Genomic DNA, 24130 nt, shown 5'->3' with positions numbered 1-24130 from the left:
TTTTCTTGCCCGGGATTTGAGCGCAACGGTCACACCCGCTGACATTTGCGGTGATTGCCGCATCGACGATGCCTGCCTAGGCTGAATGCATCGCCCAAGGAGTTCGCTCATGTCTGCACCGTTGGCCTCACTGAAGATTCTCGATTTCTCGACCCTGCTGCCCGGGCCGTTCGCCTCGTTGCTGCTGGCGGACATGGGCGCCGAGGTGCTGCGTATCGAATCGCCGACCCGCATGGATCTTCTGCGGGTGCTGCCGCCTCACGATGGCGGGGTATCGGCCAGCCACGCCTACCTGAACCGCAACAAGCGCAGTCTGGCGCTGGACCTGAAGCAGCCTGAAGCGCTGGAAATCATCAAACAGCTGTTGAGCGATTACGACATTGTCCTCGAGCAATTCCGCCCCGGTGTGATGGAGCGTCTGGGCTTGGGTTACGAGGCATTGAAGGCGATCAACCCGCGGCTGATTTACGTGTCGATCAGCGGTTACGGTCAGACCGGGCCGTACACAGAGCGCGCCGGGCACGACATCAACTATCTGGCTTTGGCCGGGCTGGCCAGTTACACCGGTCGCGCCGACAGCGGGCCGTTGCCGCTGGGCATGCAGGTGGCAGACGTGGCCGGCGGGTCTTTGCACGGGGTGATCGGCTTGCTGGCAGCGGTGATTGCCCGCCAGCAGAGCGGGCAAGGCACCCATCTGGATGTGAGCATGACCGACTGCGCGTTCAGCCTTAACGCCATGGCCGGCGCGGGATATCTGGCCTGCGGCGAGGCGCCGGGGTGGGAAGATCAGATGCTCAATGGCGGCAGCTTCTACGATTATTACCGCACGCGGGATGGGCGCTGGATGTCGGTGGGCAGTCTCGAACCGGCCTTCATGCAGCAACTGTGCACGGTGCTGGGCCGGCCGGAGCTCGCGGCACAAGGGTTGTCGCCCAGGGCTGATCAGCGACAGGCGTTGAAAGAGGCGTTGAGGATCGAATTCGAGCGCCATGACTTCGCTGAACTGTGTGAGTTGTTCGCCGGGGTCGATGCGTGTGTCGAGCCGGTATTGAATCTGGGGGAAGCGGTGCGCCATCCGCAGTTGCAGGCTCGGGAGCTGGTGACACAAGTGCCGCGCGGGGATGGCACGACGCAGGCGCAGATGGCTTGTCCGTTGAAATTCTCCGAAGCGCTGCCCCCGCCCCGGCATGTCGGGGCGGGGTTGGGGCAGCATACCGATCAGGTGTTGGCGGAATTGGGCTTGAGCGCTGAACGGATTGCAGAACTGCGATCCGCCAAGGTGATTCTGTAGTGCCCATGCCGGCCCCTTCGCGAGCAGGCTCGCTCCCACGTTCGAAATGCATTTCCCTGTGGGAGCGAGCCTGCTCGCGAAGGGGTCAGTCGATGCACTACAAAACTGTCATTCCATCCGCATCTCACCACTGAACACCAAGGTGCTGCGGCATCGCCGGCACAAATACCGCCGCCCTTGTCGCACCAGTCCATGGCGCTGTGCGGTAAACGGGAAGTCGCTGTCCGGACACGGGCATTTGTAGATATAGCGGGTCACGCTGCGCCGCTTGATCTCATAGGTGTGGCAGCGGTCGGGCGGCAGTTCGTAAACGCCGCGCATGATCAATTGCCACTCCTCGCCATGGGGCTGGATGCGGTCGCCGAACAGTTGATGAGCGATCAGGTGAGCGACTTCGTGGGCCACGGTCTGCTTGAGGAAGTGTTCGGTGTTCTCCCGGTAAAGCTGCGGGTTGAAGCGCAGCAGGTTCTCGTGCAGATGCGCGACACCGGCTTTCTGCCCGCGTAGCTTGAGGCTGACCACGGGGCGTTTGAAGGAACGTTTGAAAAAGGCTTCAGCGAGTTGGTAACAATCTTCGACGCGGGTGTTGAGTTGCTCGGGCATGCTTGATGGATCTCCAGAGACGCCGAGTATGCCGCAACCCCGGCGACTTGCGAATCGCCGACCTGCCGAATGGTCATCGCCTGATGAGAAGGCCGCCTTGCGGCGGCCTGTATTGGCAGATCTGGTTTTTCTCAGGCGGGAAACAATCTAGTTGGTATACACCGGGCCAACGCCCAGGCCCCAGACAATCACGGTGAACGCCATGATCGCCACCAGCACCACCAGGCCTACCGCGAGTACCGAACTGGAAAACAGAAAACCTTCATCCGACGGGATGTTCATGAATGTTGGCAGGCCGACATACAACAGATACACCGTGTAGCAGATGGCCGCCGTGCCGACGATCATTCCCAGCCACATATGCGGATACAGCGCCGCCAGCCCGCCGACGAACAACGGCGTCGCCGTGTAAGTGGCGAACGCCACGCACCGGGCCAGGCTCGGATTGGCGTCATAGGTGCGCGCCATCCAGTGCACGAAGGCGCCCATGACCGCGACCCCGCCGAGCATCGCCAGGTACGACATGATGGTCATCCACAACGCACTTTCCAGAGTCAGCATTACCGGCGCGCGGTTGCCGATCACCCAGCCGACCTGGGTGGTGCCGATAAACGCCGAGACAGCAGGGATCGCCGCCAGGATCAGCGTGTGGGTCAGGTACATGTGGCTGATGCTTTCCTCTTGGTCGCCACGGATTTCCTTCCATTCCTGATCGGGGTGGGTAAACAGTCCCACTACGTGATGGATCATGCCATTCACTCCTCTTGTTATTGCCATCGCCCCCCAACGGAGCGCCTGCGGGCCAAGGTGGCCGAGCAAATTCAGGTCTTCAGATGTGTGCGACCTTATGTCGCAGTATAGAAAGGACTCCAGCGCACAGGTATGGGGGGCTTAGAGCAAATCGCGCTGTAAACAAAGGGCTTAATCGCCTTGGGGTCTTGGGCGTTTCAGCGGTTTACCTGGCGAGGGAGCTTGCTCCCGCTCGGCTGCGCAGCAGTCGCAAATCCTTGCGGCTCGGTGCATCACGAAAAATTGCGGCTTCAGGTTTGGGGGCGCTTCGCACCCCAGCGGGAGCAAGCTCCCTCGCCACAAGGCAGGTGAGCCAATGCGACCACGGCCCTTCGCCCCGTCCTGGTTTTTGCGTAAAATGCCGGCCCTTCGTCACACCTCACGGATTCCGCGTCATGGGCACTCTTACGGTCAACCAGAACAAACTGCAAAAGCGCCTGCGCCGCCTGGCCGGCGAAGCGGTCGCCGATTTCAACATGATCGAAGACGGCGACAAGGTCATGGTCTGCCTGTCCGGGGGCAAGGACAGCTACACCATGCTCGACGTGCTGATGCACCTGCAGAAGGTTGCACCGATCAAGTTCGAGATCGTCGCGGTGAACATGGACCAGAAACAGCCGGGTTTCCCCGAGCATGTGCTGCCGGCGTACTTGAAAGAACTGGGCATCGAGTATCACATCGTCGAAAAGGACACCTACTCGGTGGTCAAGGAACTGGTGCCGGAAGGCAAGACCACCTGCTCGCTGTGCTCGCGTTTGCGTCGCGGCACGCTGTACACCTTTGCTGACGAAATCGGCGCGACGAAAATGGCCCTTGGTCACCACCGTGACGACATCGTCGAGACGTTCTTCCTCAACATGTTCTTCAACGGCACGCTCAAGGCGATGCCGCCGAAACTGCGTGCCGACGACGGCCGCAACGTGGTGATCCGTCCGCTGGCCTACTGCAACGAGAAGGACATTCAGGCCTACTCGGACTTCAAGCAATTCCCGATCATTCCGTGCAACCTGTGCGGCTCGCAGGAAAACCTGCAGCGCCAAGTGGTCAAGGAAATGCTTCAGGACTGGGACCGCAAGACTCCGGGCCGCACCGAATCGATTTTCCGCAGCCTGCAGAACGTGGTGCCGTCGCAACTGGCTGACCGCAACCTGTTCGACTTCACCAGCCTGAAGATCGACGAAACCGCGGCTTCGCGTTTCGTCAATGTCGTAAACCTCTAACCCCCGATCCAAATGTGGGAGCGAGCCTGCTCGCGAAAGCGGTGTGTCATTCAACGCATCAGTTGACTGGTCCAACCCCTTCGCGAGCAGGCTCGCTCCCACAGGGATCTGTTTGTTTCATTCAATAGGAGAGGGCATGCGCGATTACAAGTGGCTGCACGAATACTGTCTGAACCGCTTCGGTTCGGCGGCTGAACTCGAAGCCCATCTGCCCGTTCCCAAGACGCCCGCACAACTGCGCAAAATCAGCGATGACCGCTACCTCTCGACCATGGCCCTGCGGGTGTTTCGCGCCGGGCTCAAGCACAGCCTGGTCGACGCCAAGTGGCCGGCGTTCGAAGAAGTGTTCTTCAGGTTCGACCCGGAAAAAGTCGTGCTGATGAGCGCCGAGCACCTGGAGCGCCTGATGCAGGACGCGCGGATCATTCGCCACCTCGGCAAACTGAAAAGTGTGCCGCGCAATGCGCAGTTCATTCTCGATGTGGAAAAGGACAAGGGCAGTTTCGGCGCGTTGATTGCCGAATGGCCGGTGACCGATATCGTTGGCCTGTGGACGTACCTGAAAAAGCACGGCCATCAACTTGGCGGGCTTTCGGTGCCACGGTTCTTGCGCATGGTCGGCAAGGATACTTTTGTGCCGAGCTACGACGTGGTCGCAGCGCTGAATGCGCAGAAGATAGTCGACAGGGTGCCGACCAGTCAGCGTGATCTGGCGACGGTGCAGAGTGCCTTTAACCAGTGGCACGAACAGAGCGGCGGACGGCCGATGAGCCAGATTTCGATGATGCTGGCTTACACCGTCAATCATTGAGCCCCCAGTCGCTCCATTCGCGAGCAGGCTGGCTCCCACAGGGGAATGCATTCCAAGTGTGGGAGCGAGCCTGCTCGCGAAGGCGTTGGGTCAGACGACGCTGACCTGGCCTTCGCCCGCCAACTTGCGATTGAGCTGATAGCGCCAGCGCACATACAACAGCGCCGAGCAGAACAGCGCCAGGCTTGCGGCCATTTCCAGCAGGCCAAACAGTTGTCGGTGGGGGTCGTACGCCGCCAGTGCACCCTTGATGAAATACAGGTTCACCACAAAACACATCCACGAGTGCCCACGGGCGCTGCCCATGATCATCGCCGGGGCGAGCACCAGCCACGGGATCAGTTCGACCAGCAGAATCACCCACGGACGCGCGCCATGCAGGTCGGCAAACAGCAGGTAATAAGCAGCCAGCAACCCGGCGAGGGCGAAGAAGCTCAGCAGACTGAGCACGCGCATCGCCTTCACCCGTGGCTCGAGCCACGCCACCGAGGGCAGGACTTTCGGCTTTTTCGCCATTCAGCCCACCAGTTTCTGCGCGGTTTTCGCCAGGCGCAGACCCAGTGCCCGACACAGCGCCACTTCGTGCTGATCGAGGCCGTTTTTGCCGTCGGAGCCAGCGTGATGGCTGGCGCCGTACGGCGTGCCGCCACCTTCGGTTTCCAGCAGCGCCGACTCGCTGTAGGGCAGGCCGGTGATGAGCATGCCGTGGTGCAGCAATGGCAACATCATCGACAGCAGGGTGGTTTCCTGGCCGCCGTGCAGGCTGGCGGTGGAGGTGAACACGCCGGCCGGTTTGCCGACCAGCGCACCGGTCAGCCACAGGTTGCTGGTGCCATCGAGGAAATACTTGAGCGGCGCGGCCATGTTGCCGAAACGCGTCGGACTGCCCAGCGCCAGACCGGCGCAGTTCTTCAGGTCATCGAGGGTCGCGTAGAGCGCGCCTTCATCGGGAATGTCTGCCGCCACCGCTTCGCACTCGGTGGAGATCGCCGGCACCGTGCGCAGACGCGCTTCCATTCCCGCCTGCTCGACGCCACGGGCGATCTGCCGGGCCATCTCGTTGGTCGAACCGCTGCGGCTGTAATACAGAACCAGAATGTACGGCGCGCTCATGGCAACAACTCCAGTACCTTTTCCGGTGGGCGACCGATGACGGCTTTGTCGCCGACTTCGAGAATCGGCCGCTCCAGCAGTTTCGGGTGCGCGGCGATAGCGGCGATCAGTTGCTGTTCGCTCAGACCGGCGTCGGCCAGGTTCAGGCTTTTGTATTCCTCTTCGCCGGTGCGCAGCAGTTGCCGTGCGCTGATCCCGAGCTTGCCGAGCAGGGCGTTGATCTGCGTCGCGTTCAGTGGTGTTTCGAGGTAGCGCACGATAGTTGGACTCAAGCCGCGGGCTTCAAGCAGTTCCAGCGCGCCGCGGGATTTCGAGCAGCGCGGATTGTGATAAAGCGTCAGATCGGTCATGGCGGGTCGCTTCTGGCGTAAAGTGGCGGCTATTCTAACTGTGCAGCGCGCAATCCAGAACCGTCAGAGGCGATGGGTCGCAGGCGCTTTCGACTTTTCACAAGGAACACGACATGACACGGCGATTGGCAGCGGCATTGGCGATTCTCGGGGCGTTGATGCTGGGGGGCTGCGGCAATGATTACGGGATCGACCAGAACGGCCAGAAGGTTGCGTCCGAACGTCTGGACAAACAATGGCTGGTGCTCAATTACTGGGCCGAGTGGTGTGGCCCGTGCCGTACTGAAATTCCCGAACTGAATCATTTGGCTGAACAGCTCAAAAGCAAGAATGTCGGGGTGTTCGGAGTCAACTTCGACAATGTGCAGGGCGCGGAGCTGAAAGAGGCGAGCGAAAAACTCGGCATCAGGTTCACCGTGCTGGCGCAGGATCCGGCGGAGCTGTTCGACCTGCCGCGCAGTGAAGCGCTGCCGGTGACTTTCATCATCGATGACAAGGGCAAGATGCGTGAGCAGTTGCTGGGTGAGCAGACGGCGGCGGGGGTGATGGCGAAGCTGGAGGCTTTACAGTCCAGCAAATAAGCCGTCAATCCAAAGAAAAGATCGCAGCCTTCGGCAGCTCCTACAGGGTGTAACCGGTCCTTGTAGGAGCTGCCGAAGGCTGCGATCTTTTTTGTGGTTGAATGATCAACCCTCTTCCAGCCACCAGCGCAACGGCTTGCCTTGCGCAGGCCAGAAGCGCATCTGCTCGATCGGCGAAATGTCCCAGCGCTCGACTTTTTCCAGCGCCTGCAGGAACCGTTGTTCCTGTTCCATCAACGCCGGTGCGCAAAGCTTGCGGGTTTTGCCGATCTTGCCGAAGGTCAGCTTGTCGCCGTCCTGCGTATAGGGCGCGAACCAATGGTTGCAGCCGCCGTTGCCGTAGGCGCGACCGTCATCGCCGAGGGTCACGGTCAGATGGCTGTAGTCCATCAGCGGCCGCTCGCCGATCCATTCCAGAATGTAGCTGCGGTTGTGCTGCAGTTGCACCGGCTCTGCGGCGCAACCGGCCAGGCCGACACCGATCAGCGCGGTCAGGGCAAGGCGTTTCATCACGCGGGCTCCTGGCATTTCGGGCACAGGTGCTTGTCGCCAACGGCTTTCCAGCCCAGCTCGGCGATACGTGCGGTGGCAGCTGGTTTTTCCGCAGCTTTGCCGAGTTTGGCATCCACGGCAAATTCAAAGCTCAGCTCTTTGGCGCAGTTGTCGCAATTGACTTGCCAGGTGTGAATGGCCAGCTCGCCGAACACCGGGCCGGTGGTCATCGCGGTCCATTGGCCCGGCGGATTGATCAGGTGGCGGACCGTGTCGACGGTCAGGCGCATGGACAAATCCTTGCTGCCTTTGAGCGTGACCAACAGGGCATCGCCGATGCGGATCGAGCCACCGTTGCCGGTCACCTGATAACGGCCCGGGACGAGGGCGCGGCATTCGGTGAGGGTGTGTTGCGGGTTCATCAGGGTGTAGCGGAAATCGTGTTCGACCATGGGTCCTCCAAATATGCGCGACATGCTAGCACGGGCCCGATTGCAGAATGATGCGCGCGTGCGACCTTCGATCCGGTTCGAAGGATCGCTGATTCTGGCGTCTCCACTGTCCAGGGAGGGCGGTTCAACCCTCGACCTGGTTCTGCGCCGCGCCCGCCGCCCAGGTCGCGATGTTGTGCAGCGTGGTTGCGGCAATCGCGCCCAGCGCCTCGCGGGTCAGAAACGCCTGGTGCGCAGTAATGATCACGTTTGGAAAGGTCAGCAAGCGCGCGAGCACATCGTCCTGCAACGGCAGGTCGGAGCGATCCTCGAAAAACAGCTGCGCCTCTTCTTCATAGACATCCAGCCCCAGATAGCCGAGTTGACCGTCCTTCAACGCGTCGATCAGCGCTGGCGTGTCCACCAGTGCGCCACGCCCGGTGTTGATCAGCATCGCGCCCGGTTGCATGTGCGCCAGGGATTCACGGTTGATCAGGTGTTGGCTCTGCTCATTGAGCGGGCAATGCAGGCTGATGATCCGCGATTGCGCGAGCAGTTGCGGCAGGCTCAGATAACGCGCACCCAAGGCCAGCACGTCGGGATTGGGATACGGGTCGTAAGCCAGCAGCTCACAACCGAAACCGTGCATGATTTTCGCGAACGTTGCGCCAATCTGCCCGGTGCCGACGATGCCGACAGTCTTGCCGACCAGGTCGAAACCGGTCAGGCCATGCAGGCTGAAATCGCCTTCGCGGGTACGGTTGTAGGCGCGGTGCAAACGGCGGTTGAGGGCGAGGATCAGCGCCACGGCATGTTCGGCGACCGCGTGGGGCGAGTACGCCGGCACGCGCACGACGGCCAGGCCCAGACGTTTCGCCGCTGGCAGGTCGACATGGTTGTAACCCGCCGAGCGCAGGGCGATCAGCCGCGTGCCGCCAGCCGCCAGACGTTCGAGCACTGGCGCGCTGAGGTCATCATTGATAAACGCGCAGACCACTTCGTGCTGCTCGGCCAGTGCCGCCGTATCGAGGCTGAGCCGGGCAGCCTGAAAGTGCAGTTCGAGCCCGGCAGGGCAGGCGGCGGCGAGAAAGCTGTCGCGGTCGTAGGTCTGGCTGCTGAAAATGATCGTGCGCATGAGTCCTCCTGGAGCATCGACGCGGGCCCAATGGCCCGCGACAACTGTAGCGCTTTGCGCGCGCCGCGCCTTGCCGTGGATCAGGCGCTGATGCGGGCTTGCGCCGCGAGGCGGTTGATCGAGCGTTCCAGTTCATCCAGCGCAGCGGCGGATTTCGGATCGTCCTGCTTGAGCAGGGTTTCGCTGCGCTGGCAGGCGGCGCGCAGTTGCGGCACTCCGCAATATCGGGTGGCGCCGTGCAGCCGGTGTACGCGTTCGAGCAGCGCAGTCTGGTCGTTGCTGTCACGGGCGACGCGGATCGCTTCACGGTCGGCTTCCAGCGAGGCCAGCAGCATGGCGAGCATGTCCGCCGCCAGATCCGCCTTGCCCGCCGCCAGACGCAAGCCTTCTTCATGGTCGAGCACCGGCAGTTCCTGTTGGCCCGCCGCGTTGTCGCCGCTGCGCTCCGGCGCCTGATTGCGCAGGGCCAGTCCGGTCCACTTCAGCACCACCTGCGCCAGTTGCCGCTCGCTGATCGGTTTGGTCAGATAGTCGTCCATGCCGCTTTGCAGCAATGCACGTTTTTCATTGGCCATGGCGTGGGCGGTGAGGGCGACGATCGGCAGCGGCGTGCTATGCCGTTCGCTTTCCCACTGGCGGATGGTTTCGGTGCTCTGGCGACCGTCCATGCCGGGCATCTGCACGTCCATCAGCACCAGATCGAACGACTCGGTCTGCACCGCTTTCACCGCCGCGTAACCGCTTTCCACCGCGAGCACCCGAGCGCCCATGTCTTCGAGCAGGGTTTGTACCAGCAACAGATTGGCCGGGTTGTCGTCGACACACAGCACGCGCGGCGCCCGGCTCGACAGCGGCTCGCCCGGTTCGCTGCGCGGCTGGCGCGGGTTGACCAGATCCGACAAGGCCCGACGCAACTTGCGCGTGCACGCCGGTTTGGCTTGCAGCTGGCTGTGCGGGTTGGGTACCGACAGGTGGAACAGTGTCTGTTCGGTGGTCGGGCACAGCACCAGCACTTTGCAGCCCAGATGTTCCAGATCCCAGATGTGCTGGTTCAAACGCTCCGGCAGCATGTCGTTGCTGGTGATGCCGATGACCGCCAGATCGATCGCCTGATCGGTCTGATGGGCGCCAGTGACGCCATTGCTCAGACTCTCCAGGGTGTTGAACGGCGTGACGTCGAGCCCGCAGTCTTCGAGTTGATGCTGCAAGGCCTGGCGCGCCAGTTCGTGATTTTCCAGTACGGCAACACGACGCCCGAGCAGCGGCGCGGCGGGCAGGTCTTCGGCATCGTCACGCGTCTTGGGCAGGCTCAGGCTGATCCAGAATTCCGAGCCTTCGCCCGGCGTGCTGTCGACGCCGATCTCGCCGCCCATCTGTTCGATCAGACGTTTGGAAATCACCAGCCCCAGGCCGGTGCCGCCGGGTTGGCGCGACAGCGAATTGTCGGCCTGGCTAAAGGCCTGGAACAACGCGCGGACATCCTGATTCGACAGGCCGATGCCGGTGTCCTGAATGCTGATGCGCAACTGCACACTGTCTTCGTGTTCTTCTTCGAGCATGGCGCGGGCGACGATGGTGCCTTCGCGGGTGAACTTGATCGCGTTGCTTACCAGATTGGTCAGGATCTGTTTGAGGCGCAAGGGATCACCTACCAGCGACAGCGGCGTGTCGCGATAGACCAGACTGACCAGTTCCAGCTGCTTGGCGTGTGCCGCCGGGGCCAGAATCGTCAGGGTGTCCTGCAACAGATCGCGCAGGTTGAACGGGATGTGATCGAGGACCAGTTTGCCGGCCTCGATCTTCGAGAAGTCGAGGATCTCGTTGATGATCCCCAACAGACTGTCAGCGGACTTTTCGATGGTGCCCAGATAATCGAGCTGGCGCGGGGTCAGTTCGCTTTTCTGCAACAGGTGGGTGAAACCGAGAATGCCGTTGAGCGGCGTGCGGATCTCGTGGCTCATGTTGGCGAGGAATTCGGATTTGATCCGGCTGGCTTCCAGCGCCTCTTTGCGCGCCAGGTCCAGTTCGATGTTCTGGATCTCGATGGTTTCCAGGTTCTGGCGCACGTCTTCGGTGGCCTGATCGACGCTGTGCTGCAATTCCTCGCGGGCGTTCTGCAAGGTGCCGGCCATGCGATTGATGCCCGAGGCCAATTCATCCAGTTCCTGACTGCCGAGGGGCGGTAAACGGGTTTCCAGATGACCGTCCTTGAGTTGGGCGACGGCCTGTTTGATCTGGCTCAGCGGACGGTTGATGGTGCGGCCCATGCGCAACGCGAGGAGGGCAGCGCCAGCCAGTCCGGCGGCGATCAGCAGCAGGCTGGCGAACAGGCTGCGATAGCCGCGCAGCAGCATGCCGTTGTGCGACAGCTCCAGTTCGACCCAGCCGAGCAGCCGTTCGGATTCCTCGGGAATGACCTCACCGGCAAGGTTGCGGTGCTTGCCGAACACCGGCATCAGGTAGCGCGTGGCATCGTTGCCGCTGCGCCGTTGCAATAACGCGCTGTCGCCGCTGGGGGCCTGATTGAGCATGGTCGGGCCGGCGTGGGCCAGCGGCGAGCGATCCGGGGCGAGAAACGTCACCGCGCGCACGTCGGGTTGTTCCAGGGACTGGGTGGCGATGCGTTCGAGCAGGTCGGCATCGCCATGACCCATCGCCGGTGCCACCAGCGGCGCCAGTTGCTCGGCGATCATTTCGCCGCGCTGCATCAGTTGGCTCTGCAGGTCGGTCTGCTGCGTCCAGGTGAAATAGCCGCCCAGCACCAGCGCCATCAGGCTGGTCGGCAACAAGGTCAGCAACAGCACGCGACCCTTGATTCCCAGTTTCTTGAGCACGCCTAATCTCCCGCATCCAGCTGATCTGTTCACATGCGTGCATCCGGCACGCGACATGGGCGCAGTGTAGCGATTTGCAGGCGGGCAATCTCGCGCAAATTACAGCGCCTGGCACGCGCTCGTTCGTCCGACGGGCGATCCTTGTGTTGCCCGCTGTCGGACAATCTTGAATAATCCGCCAACTGAGAATTACTTGCAGATACTCATGACTCCTGTTTCCGTTGGCCAGCCACGCATCCTTTCCATTGAAGACGATCCGGTTCTCGGCGCTTATGTGCACGAGCATCTGGGTCGCAGCGGTTTCCAGGTGACCTGGTGCCAGAACGGTCAGGAAGGTCTGCGCATCGCGCAACGCCAGCCGTTCGACGTGGTGCTGATGGATATCCTGCTGCCGGGGCTTGATGGCCTGAAACTGTTGACGCAACTGCGTCAGAGCCACTCGACCCCGGTTTTGCTGATGTCGGCGCTGGGGGCCGAGGCCGATCGCATCAGCGGTTTCCGCTTGGGCGCTGATGACTACCTGCCCAAGCCATTCAGCATGGCCGAGTTGCACGTGCGCATCGAAGCGATCCTGCGGCGGGTGGCACTGGATCGGCGTCCGCCTGCGGTGGCCGCTGTGGTGGCCAGCGGCACGCTGCGTTTCGACGACGAACAGTGCGAGGTGTTCTTCCGCGAACAAGCGGCCGGACTGACCCGCAGCGAATTCCGTCTGCTGGAGACCCTGCACCGCAACAATGAGGAAGTGCTGAGCAAAGCCTTCCTTTATCAGCACGTCCTGCAGCGCGGCTATGCGGCCCACGACCGCAGCCTCGACATGCACATCAGCCAGATCCGCCGCAAACTCAAAGCCATCGGTTACACCGAACGCGAAGTGCGCACGGTGTGGGGCAAGGGCTATGTCTTGAGCACCGCCGATGAAACTGTCTGAGCTGCCCGGTCGGCATTCACTGTTCTGGAAACTGGCGTGCCTGCTGGTGGCGTTCTGCCTGCTGATGATCTGGCTGAGCTGGTCGTGGGGTCGTTACATGGAGGAGCGCAATCAGTTCCTCTCCAGCGAAGCGCGCAACACCCTCAGCCGTTATGCCGCACAAGCCGAACAGGCGTGGCAGCGCGGCGGGCGCGACGGCGTCGATGACTGGTTGCAGAGCATGCAATTGCGCGAGGCCAGTTGGGTCGGCGTGATCGGCGCTGATTTGCAGTCGCTGAGCAGCCAGCCGCTGGACGCGGCAGAGGTGCAGCACCTGACCTTTCTGCGCGGTCTCGACTGGCCCGTTCACAAGAAAGGTCGGCCGTGGCTGCGCGTGCCGTTTCCCCAGGATCCGGCGGCTGGCATCCTCGTCATCGAGTTGCCCGAACGTTTCGTGCCGGGCAAGTACCGGGTGTTCTGGCGCGTTATCACCAACGGCGTGATTCCCGGGCTGTTCACCTTGTTGCTGTGCGTCGGCCTGTATCGCCTGCTGGTGGTGCCGTTGAACAACCTGCGCGAACAGGCCAACGCCTGGCGCGCAGATCAGTTGAACGTGCGGCTGTCGAGCGGTATCACCCAGCGCCCGGATGAGCTCGGGGAGCTGGCGCGGGCGTTCGACTCCATGTCCGAACGCCTGCAAACCACCGTGGCTGTGCAGCAGCAATTATTGCGTGATCTGTCCCACGAACTGCGCACGCCGCTGAGCCGCCTGCGCGTGGCCAGCGAGAGCGAACAGGGCTTGCTGCAATTGCGTGAACGCATCGGCCGCGAAGTCGACGGCATGCAACGGCTGGTCGAAGACACCTTGCAATTGGCCTGGCTCGACACCGATCGCTCGCCGTTGCCGGATGAAGCGATCCAGATTCAGGCCCTGTGGGAAATGCTCACCGACAACGCCTGCTATGAAAGCGGCTGGCCGAGTTTGCAGTTGCAATGCACGGTCGAGGCGTCGTGCTGGGTGCGCGGCAATCTCAATACCCTGGCGCAGGCGCTGGAAAACATCCTGCGCAACGCCATTCGTCACTCCCCCGAGGGCGGCATCGTGCGGCTCGAAGGCCGGCGCGATGGCGATTATTGGCATTTGTGGCTGGAAGACCAAGGCGGCGGCGTGGCTGAAGGGGATCTGGAGCGGATCTTTTCGCCGTTCATTCGACTGGACGGATCGAGGCCCGGGGATGGTGGGTTTGGGCTGGGGTTGAGCATTGCGCGCAACGCGGTGCAGCGCCAGGGCGGGGTGCTCTGGGCGGAAAATGCAGGGGCGGGGTTGCGCTTGAATCTGCGTTTGTTGGCGGATGATGGTGTCGTCCAGGCGGCCGCCTTCGCGAGCAGGCTAGCTCCCACATTGGAATTGCGTACGCCGCAGATTATTTGAACACCGTAGATCTCCTGTAGGAGGGAGCCTGCTCGCGATGTAGTCCGTTCGCGCCCCCAATCCAACTGACTTGCCGGAGTGCTCGTCTTTTTCTGTATGACATTTCCCAAGCTGCACCAGCGGTCATTTCAAGCTTCCTGAACGGTTTAGGCTCGTGCTTCACCAAACCTTCAAGGAATTGCGCATGAATGCATCCAGCCTTACCGGCAGCTCAGATGGCGATCGTTTCAATGAAGTGCTCGCGCTGATTCACAGTTCCAGACACAAGGCCATGCAAGCGGTCAATACTCACCTGATCGAGCTTTACTGGCAGGTGGGCGCGCATATCAGTCGCAAGATTGAGCGGGCGGAGTGGGGGGATTCGGTGGTCGGCCAATTGGCTGAGCATCTGGCCAAAACGCAACCGGGGCTGCGAGGCTTTACACGCTCCAACTTGTTTCGCATGCGCCAGTTTTATGAGCTTTATCACGCCGAAGAGAAAGTCGCACCACTGGTGCGACAATTGTCCTGGTCCCACAATTTGATCATTTTCAGCCAGTGCAAAAGGCCGGAAGAGCGCGAATTCTACGTACGAATGGCCGTTCGAGAAAAATGGTCAAAGCGCGAACTGGAGCGGCAACTTAAAGCCGCTCTGTTCGAGCGAACCATCGCCGATCCAGCGAAAGCCTCCGCCGCGCTCAAACAAACGCACCCGGCAGCGCTTGAGATATTCCGCGATTCCTACATGGTCGAATTTCTCGACCTGCCTTCTGCTCATTCTGAAACCGATCTGCACCAAGGGCTCCTGACAAGGCTAAAGGACTTCCTCATTGAGCTGGGTCGGGACTTCTGCTTTGTCGGCTCCGAATATCCGCTGCAAGTCGGCGGCCGGGATTTTGCTTTGGATCTTCTGTTCTTCCACCGGGAGCTTAATTGCCTGGTCGCTATCGAACTCAAGGTCGGGCGTTTCGAGCCAGAGTACTTGGGCAAGCTGGATTTCTATCTGGAGGCGCTGGATCGCAATATCCGCAAGCCCCACGAAAATCCGGCGATTGGCGTATTGCTCTGTGCCAGTAAAGAGGACGAAGTCGTCGAATACGCCCTTAACCGCAGTCTTTCGCCTGCATTGATCGCGCAATATCAAACATGCTTGCCGGATAAACAGTTGCTGCAAGCCAAGCTCCATGAGTTTTACGCCTTGGATACGGCCCATATGGAAAACACCGACTAGCGATCCCTTATTCCCAGAAACCATAAGCACCGCACTTTGCGTGATATGGCCTGCGCGGGTTTGCCGGTATGATAGGCGCCCCCGCACGTCTGGATTGCGAATACGCCATGACCCTGCAGTACCCAACCATTGCCGATTGCGTCGGCAACACGCCGCTGGTGCGTTTGCAGCGCCTGCCCGGCGCCACCAGCAACACTCTGTTGCTCAAGCTCGAAGGGAACAACCCGGCGGGTTCGGTCAAGGACCGACCGGCGTTGTCGATGATCACGCGCGCCGAGTTGCGCGGGCAGATCAATCCCGGCGATACGTTGATCGAGGCGACGTCCGGCAACACCGGTATCGCGCTGGCGATGGCCGCTGCGATCAAGGGTTACAAGATGATCCTGATCATGCCGGACAACTCCAGCGCCGAACGCAAAGCGGCGATGACCGCTTACGGTGCCGAGCTGATTCTGGTCACGCAGGAAGAGGGCATGGAAGGCGCCCGCGATCTGGCCCAGCGCATGGAAGCCGAAGGCCGTGGCAAGGTGCTCGACCAGTTCGCCAACGGCGACAATCCCGAAGCGCACTACACCACCACCGGTCCGGAAATCTGGCGTCAGACCCAGGGCAGCATCACCCATTTCGTCAGCTCGATGGGCACCACCGGCACCATCATGGGCGTGTCGCGCTACTTGAAAGAGCAGAGCGACAGCGTGCAGATCGTCGGCCTGCAACCGATGGAAGGTTCGGCCATTCCCGGCATCCGCCGCTGGCCGCAGGAATACCTGCCGAAGATCTATCAGGCTGATCGCGTCGATCGTATCGTCGACATGGCGCAAAGCGAAGCCGAAGACGTCACCCGGCGCCTGGCCCGTGAAGAAGGCATATTCTGCGGCGTGTCCTCCGGCGGTGCGGTGGCAGCGATGCTGCGCCTGTCCAGAGAAGTTGAAAACGCGGTGATCGTCGCGATCATCTGCGACCGTGGCGACCGTTACCTGTCGACCGGCATTTTCGACGCACCCAACTGATGGCCAGACACGAGAGAGGCCTGCGCTTCCAGCCCACCGGCGGCAGCAAGGCCCCGCAAGTCCCTACCGGTAAAAAGCAGCGCTTGAGCATCGAGCGCCTGGCCAATGACGGTCGCGGTATCGCGTTTTTCGAAGGCCGTACCTGGTTCGTTCTCGGCGCCCTCGCGGGTGAAGAGGTCGAAGCGCGGGTGCTTGGCGCCCACGGCAAAGTGGTCGAAGCGCGTACCGAGCGTGTGTTTACCGCCAGCGATTTGCGCCGCCCGGCAGCCTGCCCGCACTTCGGCCGTTGTGGCGGTTGCAGCGTTCAGCATTTGCCTCACACCGAACAGCTCGCCCTGAAACAACGCATGCTTGCCGAGCAGTTGTCGCGGGTTGCCGGTGTCGAACCGCGAGAATGGACAGCGCCGCTGACTGGCCCGGAATTCGGCTACCGTCGTCGCGCGCGCATCGCCGTGCGTTGGGACATGAAAGCGAAACAGCTTGAAGTCGGCTTCCGCGCTGCCGGCAGTCAGGACATCGTCGCGATCAGCGAGTGTCCGGTGCTGGTACAGCCCTTGCAGCCGATCATGACCGGCTTGCCGCAGATGCTGCGACGCTTGAGCAAGCCGCAAGCGCTGGGTCATGTCGAGTTGTTCAGCGGCTCGTCACTGGCGCTGTTGCTGCGGCACATGGCGCCGTTGTCCGAAGCGGACCTGACGATCCTCAAGGACTTCTGCCAGTTCCACCAGGCGCAGCTGTGGCTGCACGGCGAGGGTGAACCGCAACCGGTCGAGGCCGGTCAGAGCCTCGGTTATCGCCTGGAGCAATGGGATCTGCAGTTGGCTTACCGGCCGGGAGATTTCATTCAGGTCAACGCCGGGGTCAACGAAGCGATGGTCGCCCAGGCGCTGGACTGGCTGAACCCGACCGCCGAAGAACGTGTGCTGGATCTGTTTTGCGGTCTCGGAAATTTCGCTTTGCCGCTGGCCAGACACGTGCGCGAAGTGGTGGCGGTAGAAGGTGTGCAAACCATGGTCGAGCGGGCGGCCGGCAACGCCGTCAGTAACAATTTGCATAACACAAAGTTTTTTCAAGCCGATTTATCCCAGCCTTTGACCGATGCCCAGTGGATCGGAAGCGGCTTTTCTGCGGTACTCTTGGACCCACCGCGTGACGGTGCTTTCGAGGTGGTGCGCAAGCTCGCGACCCTGGGTGCCAAACGGTTGGTGTATGTGTCGTGCAACCCGGCGACGCTGGCGCGCGACACGCTGGAATTGATCAAGCAGGGCTACCGGTTAAAACGTGCCGGGATTCTCGATATGTTTCCTCAGACGGCACATGTCGAGGCCATGGCGTTATTTGAAGCGAGCCAGGACGGCTCGTCTGAATCCGTCTGATCTGTCCGCGCAGCGCTCGCCTGAGCCCCGCGAGCGCGAACCGACACTGAGGATCAGCGATTTGACGCATTGAATCTGCGTCGTAGGGAAGGTAAAGCAGCATGGTACAGGTGAGAGCACACCAGCCGATCAACACCGACGGCAGTATCAATCTCGAGGCTTGGCTCGATCACGCGGTCAGTGTCGATCTGGCACTGGATCGCGAGGCCTTGAAAGAAGCCTGCGAGTTCGCTCGCGAGGCCGAGCAGCAATCCAACGCTGCGAAGAATCTGTGGGCTGAAGGCTCCGGCAGTTTCAGTACCGGGCTTGAGATCGCCGAAATCCTCGCCGACCTCAAGCTGGATCAGGATTCGCTGGTCGCCGCCGTGCTGTATCGCGGCGTGCGCGAAGGCCAGATCGAACTGGCGGCCGTCAGCCAGCGCTTCGGCCCGGTGGTAGCCAAGCTGATCGACGGCGTGCAGCGCATGGCGGCCATCAGCGCCAGCCTCAGCCCGCGGCAGTCGATGGTCATGGGCACCCAAGGGCAGGTCGAGAACCTGCGCAAGATGCTCGTGGCGATGGTCGACGATGTGCGCGTTGCGCTGATCAAACTGGCCGAACGCACCTGCGCCATCCGCGCGGTAAAAACCGCCGACGACGAAAAGCGCAACCGCGTTGCCCGGGAAGTCTTCGACATCTATGCGCCCCTCGCGCATCGCCTCGGCATCGGCCATATCAAATGGGAGCTGGAGGACTTGTCCTTCCGCTACCTTGAACCGGATCAATACAAGCAGATCGCCAAGTTGCTCCACGAGCGACGGCTGGATCGCGAGCGCTTCATCAGCGACGTGATGACCCAGCTCAAGGACGAACTGCAGGCCACAGGCGTCGACGCCGACATCAGCGGTCGGGCCAAGCACATCTACTCGATCTGGCGCAAAATGCAGCGCAAGGGTCTGGAATTCAGCCAGATCTACGACGTTCGCGCCGTGCGCGTGCTGGTCCCGGAAATGCGCGACTGCTACACCGCGCTGGGCATCGTCCACACCCTGTGGCGGCACATCCCGAAAGAGTTCGACGACTACATCGCCAACCCGAAAGAGAACGGCTACCGCTCGCTGCACACCGCAGTGATCGGCCCGGAAGGCAAAGTCCTCGAGGTGCAGATCCGCACACATTCGATGCACGAAGAAGCCGAACTCGGTGTTTGCGCGCACTGGCGCTACAAGGGTACCGACGTCAAATCCGGATCGAACCATTACGAAGAGAAAATTTCCTGGCTCCGTCAGGTCCTCGAATGGCATGAAGAGCTGGGCGATATCGGCGGGCTGGCCGAACAGCTACGCGTCGATATCGAGCCGGACCGGGTCTACATCTTCACCCCGGACGGTCACGCCATCGACTTGCCGAAAGGCGCGACGCCGCTGGATTTCGCTTACCGCGTACACACCGAGATCGGCCACAACTGCCGGGGCGCGAAGATCAATGGGCGTATCGTTCCGCTGAACTACAGCCTGCAGACCGGCGAGCAGGTCGAAATCATCACCAGCAAACACGGCACGCCGAGCCGCGACTGGCTGAACCCGAACCTGGGTTACGTCACTACCTCGCGGGCGCGGGCGAAGATCGTTCACTGGTTCAAGTTGCAGGCCCGTGACCAGAACGTTGCGGCCGGTAAAACCCTGATCGAGCGCGAGCTCAATCGCCTTGGCCTGCCGGCGGTGGATTTCGACAAGCTGGCTGAAAAGGCCAACATGAAAACCGCCGAAGACATGTTCGCCGCCCTCGGCGCAGGCGATCTGCGTCAGGCGCATCTGGTCAATCTTGCGCAGCAACTGGTCGAGCCGGAACGCGGCAACGAACAACTGGAGCTGATCCCGCGCAAGGCCACCGGTTACAAACCGGGCAAGCGCGGCGACATTCAGATCCAGGGCGTCGGCAACCTGATGACGCAAATGGCCGGGTGCTGCCAGCCGCTGCCCGGCGACGCGATCGTCGGTTACATCACCCAAGGCCGTGGCGTGAGCATTCACCGTCAGGACTGCGCCTCGGTACTGCAACTGGCCGGGCGCGAGCCGGAGCGGATCATTCAGGTCAGCTGGGGGCCGGTGCCGGTGCTCACTTATCCGGTGGACATCATCATCCGCGCCTACGACCGTTCCGGGCTGCTGCGTGACGTCTCGCAGGTGCTGCTCAACGAGCGCATCAACGTGCTGGCGGTCAACACCCGCTCGAACAAGGAAGACAATACCGCGCTGATGTCGCTGACCATTGAGATCCCGGGCCTGGATGCGCTGGGGCGTTTGCTCGGGCGGATTTCGCAATTGCCGAATATCATCGAAACACGGCGTAACCGTACCCCGTGATGCGATTGATTGTTCCCTGTGGGAGCGAGCCTGCTCGCGAAGGGGGCGAGTCAGTCGACATCTTTGTTGCAGACACGCCGGTTTCGCGAGCAGGCTCGCTCCCACATGTGTTTTGTGGTGAGACAGATAAATGATGTATTCACTTGAAGACCTGCTCCACCTGATGTCCCGCCTGCGTGACCCGCAGTTCGGTTGCCCGTGGGACATCAAGCAAACCTACGCGACCATCGTTGCGCACACCCTCGAAGAAGCCTATGAAGTGGCCGATGCCATCGAGCGTGGCGATCTCGATCATTTGCAGGGCGAATTGGGCGATCTGTTGTTTCAAGTGGTGTATTACAGCCAGTTGGCCAAGGAAGAAGGGCGGTTCGAATTTGCCGGGGTGATCGACAGCATCACGCGCAAACTGATCCGCCGGCATCCGCACGTCTTTCCCACCGGCGATCTGTACGCGCCACTCGATGTGCCGCGCTTGAACGAAGAGCAGGTCAAACGGCGCTGGGAAGAAATCAAGGCCGAAGAGCGCGCTGAGAAAGCCTTGGCGCCTGAGCAATTGTCCTTGCTCGATGATGTCCCGGCGACGCTGCCGGCACTGTCACGCTCGGCCAAATTGCAAAAGCGCGCCGGGCAGGTCGGTTTCGACTGGCCGGACGCCTTGCCGGTGCTCGACAAGGTGCGCGAAGAGCTCGATGAAGTGCTCGAAGCCATGTCGGAAAATGATCCCGTGGCAGTGGCGGACGAGATTGGCGACCTGCTGTTTTCCGTGGTCAATCTGGCCCGGCATCTGAAGGTCGACCCGGAAACCGCCCTGCGCGGCGCCAACGGCAAGTTTGAACGACGTTTCCGTTTTATCGAACAGGCATTGCGCGACACCCACCGTCCCATGGAAGATTGCACCCTCGAAGAGTTGGACGCCCTGTGGGGCGAAGCCAAACGCCAGGAAAAGAATGAGCCCAGCTGCGGCTGAGCCGTTGCCCAAGTGAGTAAGCATTGATGAGCCTTTCCCTTCGCGACCAGTTGCTCAAAGCAGGCCTGGTCAACCAAAAGCAGGCCAAGCAGGTCAGCAAAGACAAGCAGAAGCAACAGCGTCTGGCGCACAAAGGCCAGGCCGAGCTGGACGATTCACAGGCGCGCGCCGCTCAGGAAGCCATGGCCGAGAAGGTCAAGCGCGACCAGGAACTGAACCGCCAGCAGCAGGAGAAAGCCGAAGCCAAGGCCCGCGCCGCGCAGGTCAAGCAGTTGATCGAGGTCTCGCGTCTGCCCAAGCTGACCACTGAGGACTACTACAACTTCGTCGATGACAAGAAGGTCAAACGCATCTCGGTCAACACGCTGATGCGCAACAAGCTCAGCAGCGGTTCGCTGGCGATTGTGCACCACAACGGCGGCTACGAAGTGATCCCCCGTGAAGCGGCGCTGAAGATCCAGGAGCGCGACCCGCAGCGCATCGTCCAGCTCAACGTGCAGACTGAAGAGGTCAATGCCGAGGACGATCCGTACGCGGCCTATCAGATCCCAGACGATCTGATGTGGTAAGCGACTGTGGCGAGGGAGCTTGCTCCCGCTGGGGCGCGAAGCGGCCCCGCTCTTTATCCTGAGAGCAGGGCCTGCTGCGCAGTCCAGCGGGAGCTAGCTCCCTCGCTACAGTGTGCAATGTTTGCCTGATCAGGCGGACTTCAGCTCTCTTTGCTGTTCCTGCGCTTCGAGTTCGGCCTTGTAATTGTGGGCATCGATCTCGTTGTGGAACATGCCGACCAGCAAGTCCTGTTGATGCACATCCCAGATACGGATACCGGCGGCCAGGCCTTCGTGGGACATGTGTGAATCGTCGCGTTCAGTTACTTTTACAGTCATCTGCTAGCTCCAGATCTCAAGTTATCTGCACCAAGGCATGTGCAGGACTCTGTTATAGGATTTGTTAGCCAGCTAAGTAAACCGCTGATGGGCGCAAGGTGTTGTTGCGGATTTCGCAACAGTGCTGCAGGCCGCGTAATCCGCGACATTCGGTCGCAGGGCGGTTGGTTTCATGACGAATCTTTCATCTCCAGACCCATGCGAACCCTTGTGTAGGAGCTGCCGAAGGCTGCGATCCTTTGATCTTGTCTTTTAAAATCAAAGTCAAAAGATCGCAGCCCTCGGCAGCTCCTACACAGGGGATTTGTGTTGAGTCATGAGGTTTTCTGCAGGCAAAAAAAACGCCCCGAACCAGTCGGGGCGTTTTCATGGGTGACTCAGCAGCGGGGAATTACTTGCCTTCCCAGCGCTTCAGTACCAGCGTTGCGTTGGTGCCGCCGAAGCCGAAGCTGTTGCTCATCACGGTGTTGATGGTGGCGTTTTCGCGGGTCTTGGTCAGCACCGGCAGATCGGCCACTTCCGGGTCCAGCTCGTCGATGTTGGCGGAGCCAGCGATGAAGTTGCCTTCCATCATCAGCATGCAGTAGATCGCTTCGTGAACGCCGGCGGCGCCCAGAGAGTGACCGGACAGGCTCTTGGTCGAGCTGATCGCTGGCGCCTTGTCGCCGAACACTTCACGCACACCTTTCATTTCCGCGACGTCGCCGACCGGAGTCGAAGTACCGTGGGTATTGAGGTAGTCGATCGGGGTGTCGACGGTGGACAGCGCCTGCTGCATGCAGCGGATCGCGCCTTCGCCGCTTGGAGCGACCATGTCGTAGCCATCGGACGTCGCGCCGTAGCCAACGATCTCGGCGTAGATCTTCGCACCACGGGCCAGAGCGTGTTCCAGCTCTTCGACTACCACCATGCCGCCGCCGCCAGCGATGACGAAACCGTCACGGTCGGCGTCGTAGGCGCGGGAAGCTTGCTCAGGGGTGTCGTTGCGTTTGCTGGACAGGGCGCCCATCGCGTCGAACAGGAAAGACTGGCTCCAGTGCTCTTCTTCGCCGCCACCGGCGAAAACGATGTCCTGCTTGCCCATCTGGATCTGTTCCATGGCGGTACCGATGCAGTGCGCACTGGTGGCGCAGGCAGACGCGATGGAGTAGTTCAGGCCCTTGATCTTGAACGGCGTGGCCAGGCAAGCGGAAACGGTGCTGCTCATGGTCCGCGTGACGCGGTACGGGCCGACGCGTTTCACGCCCTTCTCACGCAGGATGTCCAGCGCTTCCATCTGGTTCAGCGTGGAAGCACCGCCGGAGCCGGCGATCAGGCCGGTGCGCGGGTTGGACACCTGCTCTTCGGTCAGGCCGGAGTCAGTGATGGCGTCTTTCATGGCCAGGTAGGCGTAAGCCGCTGCGTGGCCGACGAAGCGATAGATCTTGCGATCGATCAGTTCTTCAAGGTTGAGGTCGATGGAGCCGGAAACCTGGCTACGCAGACCCATTTCAGCATATTCCGGGTTGAACCGGATGCCAGGGCGGCTTGCACGCAGGTTAGCGGAGACGGTCTCTTTGTCATTGCCCAGGCACGAAACGATGCCCAGACCAGTGATAACGACGCGGCGCATGCGAATAACCCTTAGAAGTTGTCAGTGGAGGTGAACACGCCGACGCGCAGGCCTTCGGCGGTGTAGATTTCGCGTCCGTCGACACTGACCGAGCCATCGGCGATGGCCATGTTCAGCTTGCCTTTGAGGACGCGCTTGATATGAATGTTGTAAGTGACTTTCTTCGCGGTCGGCAGCACCTGACCGAAGAATTTCACCTCGCCCGAACCCAGCGCACGGCCGCGGCCCGGCAGGCCTTGCCAGCCCAGGAAGAAACCGACCAGTTGCCACATGGCGTCCAGACCCAGGCAGCCCGGCATCACCGGATCGCCTTCGAAATGGCAAGCGAAGAACCACAGGTCAGGGTTGATATCCAGTTCGGCGACCAATTCACCTTTGCCGTACTTGCCGCCTTCTTCGCTGATATGGGTGATGCGATCCACCATCAGCATGTTCGGGGCGGGCAGTTGCGCGTTACCTGGGCCGAACAGCTCACCGCGACTGCAGCGCAGCAGATCTTCCCGAGTAAAGGCGTTTTGTTTGGTCATGCGAGCTCCTCAATAATCCCATGCGGCAGGTGGGGCGAATCTTCCCGACCGATCAAAGCGTTCATGCCTCGAACCGGCAGCCTACTCATAGACTATTGCGTTGTGGTGAAAGTCACAGCATCAAGGACATGAATGTACACTTGTGCACTGAAATTTTTAATCAAGCCCCTTTTGGGGCTCGTTCGGGTGCCTAAGACTGCCGCACTT

At 61.1% G+C, this 24130-nt stretch carries 24 protein-coding genes; 12 read left to right on the top strand and 12 right to left on the bottom strand.

What is annotated here, in order from left to right:
- Positions 1 to 109: 109 nt before the first annotated feature.
- Complete coding sequence (locus VNV36_RS24935) at positions 110 to 1291, top strand: CaiB/BaiF CoA transferase family protein (RefSeq protein WP_325721589.1); 1182 nt, start codon at positions 110 to 112, stop codon at positions 1289 to 1291.
- Between the two features lie 108 nt (positions 1292 to 1399).
- Here VNV36_RS24935 and VNV36_RS24930 read toward each other — a convergent pair whose 3' ends face one another.
- The gene (locus tag VNV36_RS24930) at positions 1400 to 1894 is read right to left on the bottom strand and encodes a SprT family zinc-dependent metalloprotease (RefSeq protein ID WP_325721587.1); all 495 of its coding nucleotides are present in this window, start codon (positions 1892 to 1894) and stop codon (positions 1400 to 1402) included.
- Between the two features lie 147 nt (positions 1895 to 2041).
- On the bottom strand, positions 2042 to 2644 hold the full coding sequence (locus VNV36_RS24925; protein WP_325721585.1) for a Yip1 family protein: 603 nt from the start codon (positions 2642 to 2644) through the stop codon (positions 2042 to 2044).
- Between the two features lie 434 nt (positions 2645 to 3078).
- On the opposite strand from VNV36_RS24925, the gene ttcA reads away from it, so the two are divergent.
- Together ttcA and VNV36_RS24915 are read left to right on the top strand one after the other, a co-directional pair.
- Complete coding sequence (gene ttcA, locus VNV36_RS24920; RefSeq protein ID WP_325721583.1) at positions 3079 to 3903, top strand: tRNA 2-thiocytidine(32) synthetase TtcA; 825 nt, start codon at positions 3079 to 3081, stop codon at positions 3901 to 3903.
- A 136-nt stretch (positions 3904 to 4039) separates the two neighbouring features.
- Positions 4040 to 4714, top strand: a complete 675-nt coding sequence (locus tag VNV36_RS24915) for a DNA-3-methyladenine glycosylase I (RefSeq protein WP_325721581.1) — start codon at positions 4040 to 4042, stop codon at positions 4712 to 4714.
- A 90-nt stretch (positions 4715 to 4804) separates the two neighbouring features.
- On the opposite strand, the gene VNV36_RS24910 is transcribed toward VNV36_RS24915, so the two are convergent.
- The 3 genes from VNV36_RS24910 to arsC are packed head-to-tail and all read right to left on the bottom strand — an operon-like array spanning position 4805 to position 6177.
- Positions 4805 to 5230 carry a DUF2069 domain-containing protein gene (locus tag VNV36_RS24910; protein ID WP_325721579.1) on the bottom strand — a complete coding sequence of 142 codons (426 nt, stop codon included), beginning with the start codon at positions 5228 to 5230 and terminating at the stop codon, positions 4805 to 4807.
- Positions 5231 to 5827, bottom strand: a complete 597-nt coding sequence (gene wrbA / locus VNV36_RS24905; RefSeq protein ID WP_325721577.1) for an NAD(P)H:quinone oxidoreductase — start codon at positions 5825 to 5827, stop codon at positions 5231 to 5233.
- Positions 5824 to 6177, bottom strand: a complete 354-nt coding sequence (gene arsC, locus VNV36_RS24900; protein WP_325721575.1) for an arsenate reductase (glutaredoxin) — start codon at positions 6175 to 6177, stop codon at positions 5824 to 5826. The genes wrbA and arsC overlap by 4 nt, the downstream gene beginning before the upstream one ends.
- 113 nt (positions 6178 to 6290) lie before the next feature.
- Here arsC and VNV36_RS24895 point away from each other — a divergent pair, with 113 nt between their 5' ends.
- Positions 6291 to 6758: a TlpA disulfide reductase family protein gene (locus VNV36_RS24895; protein WP_325721573.1), complete on the top strand. Its 468-nt coding sequence runs from the start codon at positions 6291 to 6293 to the stop codon at positions 6756 to 6758.
- A gap of 105 nt (positions 6759 to 6863) precedes the next feature.
- Here VNV36_RS24895 and VNV36_RS24890 read toward each other — a convergent pair whose 3' ends face one another.
- The 4 genes from VNV36_RS24890 to VNV36_RS24875 all read right to left on the bottom strand — a co-directional run bounded on the left by VNV36_RS24890 (position 6864) and on the right by VNV36_RS24875 (position 11650).
- Complete coding sequence (locus tag VNV36_RS24890) at positions 6864 to 7268, bottom strand: META domain-containing protein (protein ID WP_325721571.1); 405 nt, start codon at positions 7266 to 7268, stop codon at positions 6864 to 6866.
- Entirely contained in the window at positions 7268 to 7702 is a 435-nt protein-coding gene (locus VNV36_RS24885) for a hypothetical protein (protein WP_325721569.1), read from the bottom strand. The genes VNV36_RS24890 and VNV36_RS24885 overlap by 1 nt, the downstream gene beginning before the upstream one ends.
- A 124-nt stretch (positions 7703 to 7826) precedes the next feature.
- The gene (locus tag VNV36_RS24880; protein WP_325721567.1) at positions 7827 to 8816 is read right to left on the bottom strand and encodes a 2-hydroxyacid dehydrogenase; all 990 of its coding nucleotides are present in this window, start codon (positions 8814 to 8816) and stop codon (positions 7827 to 7829) included.
- A gap of 80 nt (positions 8817 to 8896) precedes the next feature.
- Entirely contained in the window at positions 8897 to 11650 is a 2754-nt protein-coding gene (locus tag VNV36_RS24875; protein ID WP_325721565.1) for a response regulator, read from the bottom strand.
- A 205-nt stretch (positions 11651 to 11855) separates the two neighbouring features.
- Between VNV36_RS24875 and VNV36_RS24870 the strand changes: the two genes are divergently transcribed.
- The 8 genes from VNV36_RS24870 (at position 11856) to VNV36_RS24835 (ending at position 21466) form a co-directional block, all read left to right on the top strand.
- Complete coding sequence (locus tag VNV36_RS24870; RefSeq protein ID WP_325721563.1) at positions 11856 to 12578, top strand: response regulator transcription factor; 723 nt, start codon at positions 11856 to 11858, stop codon at positions 12576 to 12578.
- Positions 12565 to 13989, top strand: coding sequence for a sensor histidine kinase (locus VNV36_RS24865; protein ID WP_325721561.1), 1425 nt, complete (start codon positions 12565 to 12567; stop codon positions 13987 to 13989). Before VNV36_RS24870 ends, VNV36_RS24865 begins: the two co-directional genes overlap by 14 nt.
- Before the next feature lie 184 nt (positions 13990 to 14173).
- Positions 14174 to 15199 carry a PDDEXK nuclease domain-containing protein gene (locus VNV36_RS24860; RefSeq protein WP_325721559.1) on the top strand — a complete coding sequence of 342 codons (1026 nt, stop codon included), beginning with the start codon at positions 14174 to 14176 and terminating at the stop codon, positions 15197 to 15199.
- Positions 15200 to 15306: 107 nt separating this feature from the next.
- A complete protein-coding gene (cysM, locus tag VNV36_RS24855) occupies positions 15307 to 16209 on the top strand; it encodes a cysteine synthase CysM (RefSeq protein ID WP_041479583.1) in 903 nt (300 codons plus the stop codon).
- Positions 16209 to 17585, top strand: a complete 1377-nt coding sequence (gene rlmD, locus VNV36_RS24850) for a 23S rRNA (uracil(1939)-C(5))-methyltransferase RlmD (protein WP_325721557.1) — start codon at positions 16209 to 16211, stop codon at positions 17583 to 17585. The genes cysM and rlmD overlap by 1 nt, the downstream gene beginning before the upstream one ends.
- Before the next feature lie 101 nt (positions 17586 to 17686).
- Positions 17687 to 19930 carry a GTP diphosphokinase gene (relA, locus tag VNV36_RS24845; protein WP_325721555.1) on the top strand — a complete coding sequence of 748 codons (2244 nt, stop codon included), beginning with the start codon at positions 17687 to 17689 and terminating at the stop codon, positions 19928 to 19930.
- A gap of 133 nt (positions 19931 to 20063) precedes the next feature.
- Positions 20064 to 20897, top strand: a complete 834-nt coding sequence (gene mazG / locus VNV36_RS24840; RefSeq protein WP_325721609.1) for a nucleoside triphosphate pyrophosphohydrolase — start codon at positions 20064 to 20066, stop codon at positions 20895 to 20897.
- Between the two features lie 26 nt (positions 20898 to 20923).
- On the top strand, positions 20924 to 21466 hold the full coding sequence (locus tag VNV36_RS24835; RefSeq protein WP_325721553.1) for a DUF2058 domain-containing protein: 543 nt from the start codon (positions 20924 to 20926) through the stop codon (positions 21464 to 21466).
- 129 nt (positions 21467 to 21595) lie between these two features.
- On the opposite strand, the gene VNV36_RS24830 is transcribed toward VNV36_RS24835, so the two are convergent.
- The 3 genes from VNV36_RS24830 to fabA all read right to left on the bottom strand — a co-directional run bounded on the left by VNV36_RS24830 (position 21596) and on the right by fabA (position 23923).
- A complete protein-coding gene (locus VNV36_RS24830) occupies positions 21596 to 21784 on the bottom strand; it encodes a hypothetical protein (RefSeq protein WP_325721551.1) in 189 nt (62 codons plus the stop codon).
- 391 nt (positions 21785 to 22175) lie between these two features.
- Positions 22176 to 23396, bottom strand: coding sequence for a beta-ketoacyl-ACP synthase I (gene fabB, locus VNV36_RS24825; protein ID WP_015096439.1), 1221 nt, complete (start codon positions 23394 to 23396; stop codon positions 22176 to 22178).
- Between the two features lie 11 nt (positions 23397 to 23407).
- Positions 23408 to 23923, bottom strand: a complete 516-nt coding sequence (gene fabA, locus VNV36_RS24820; RefSeq protein WP_024013962.1) for a 3-hydroxyacyl-[acyl-carrier-protein] dehydratase FabA — start codon at positions 23921 to 23923, stop codon at positions 23408 to 23410.
- Positions 23924 to 24130 lie beyond the last annotated feature (207 nt).

Source organism: Pseudomonas sp., assembly GCF_035554175.1.
GTDB lineage: Bacteria > Pseudomonadota > Gammaproteobacteria > Pseudomonadales > Pseudomonadaceae > Aquipseudomonas.
Note: the sequence above shows the minus strand (reverse complement) of the source record. Positions and strands in the feature narration are given on the sequence as shown.

Coding starts and splice junctions, on each gene's coding strand:
- cysM (WP_041479583.1), top strand. CDS start 15,307: ATGACCCTGCAGTACCCAACCATTGCCGATTGCGTCGGCAACACGCCG.
- VNV36_RS24885 (WP_325721569.1), bottom strand. CDS start 7,702: ATGGTCGAACACGATTTCCGCTACACCCTGATGAACCCGCAACACACC.
- VNV36_RS24890 (WP_325721571.1), bottom strand. CDS start 7,268: ATGAAACGCCTTGCCCTGACCGCGCTGATCGGTGTCGGCCTGGCCGGT.
- ttcA (WP_325721583.1), top strand. CDS start 3,079: ATGGGCACTCTTACGGTCAACCAGAACAAACTGCAAAAGCGCCTGCGC.
- fabB (WP_015096439.1), bottom strand. CDS start 23,396: ATGCGCCGCGTCGTTATCACTGGTCTGGGCATCGTTTCGTGCCTGGGC.
- VNV36_RS24865 (WP_325721561.1), top strand. CDS start 12,565: ATGAAACTGTCTGAGCTGCCCGGTCGGCATTCACTGTTCTGGAAACTG.
- VNV36_RS24915 (WP_325721581.1), top strand. CDS start 4,040: ATGCGCGATTACAAGTGGCTGCACGAATACTGTCTGAACCGCTTCGGT.
- VNV36_RS24925 (WP_325721585.1), bottom strand. CDS start 2,644: ATGATCCATCACGTAGTGGGACTGTTTACCCACCCCGATCAGGAATGG.
- VNV36_RS24910 (WP_325721579.1), bottom strand. CDS start 5,230: ATGGCGAAAAAGCCGAAAGTCCTGCCCTCGGTGGCGTGGCTCGAGCCA.
- fabA (WP_024013962.1), bottom strand. CDS start 23,923: ATGACCAAACAAAACGCCTTTACTCGGGAAGATCTGCTGCGCTGCAGT.
- VNV36_RS24870 (WP_325721563.1), top strand. CDS start 11,856: ATGACTCCTGTTTCCGTTGGCCAGCCACGCATCCTTTCCATTGAAGAC.
- VNV36_RS24935 (WP_325721589.1), top strand. CDS start 110: ATGTCTGCACCGTTGGCCTCACTGAAGATTCTCGATTTCTCGACCCTG.
- wrbA (WP_325721577.1), bottom strand. CDS start 5,827: ATGAGCGCGCCGTACATTCTGGTTCTGTATTACAGCCGCAGCGGTTCG.
- VNV36_RS24880 (WP_325721567.1), bottom strand. CDS start 8,816: ATGCGCACGATCATTTTCAGCAGCCAGACCTACGACCGCGACAGCTTT.
- relA (WP_325721555.1), top strand. CDS start 17,687: ATGGTACAGGTGAGAGCACACCAGCCGATCAACACCGACGGCAGTATC.
- mazG (WP_325721609.1), top strand. CDS start 20,064: ATGTATTCACTTGAAGACCTGCTCCACCTGATGTCCCGCCTGCGTGAC.
- VNV36_RS24860 (WP_325721559.1), top strand. CDS start 14,174: ATGAATGCATCCAGCCTTACCGGCAGCTCAGATGGCGATCGTTTCAAT.
- VNV36_RS24895 (WP_325721573.1), top strand. CDS start 6,291: ATGACACGGCGATTGGCAGCGGCATTGGCGATTCTCGGGGCGTTGATG.
- VNV36_RS24930 (WP_325721587.1), bottom strand. CDS start 1,894: ATGCCCGAGCAACTCAACACCCGCGTCGAAGATTGTTACCAACTCGCT.
- arsC (WP_325721575.1), bottom strand. CDS start 6,177: ATGACCGATCTGACGCTTTATCACAATCCGCGCTGCTCGAAATCCCGC.
- rlmD (WP_325721557.1), top strand. CDS start 16,209: ATGGCCAGACACGAGAGAGGCCTGCGCTTCCAGCCCACCGGCGGCAGC.
- VNV36_RS24830 (WP_325721551.1), bottom strand. CDS start 21,784: ATGACTGTAAAAGTAACTGAACGCGACGATTCACACATGTCCCACGAA.
- VNV36_RS24835 (WP_325721553.1), top strand. CDS start 20,924: ATGAGCCTTTCCCTTCGCGACCAGTTGCTCAAAGCAGGCCTGGTCAAC.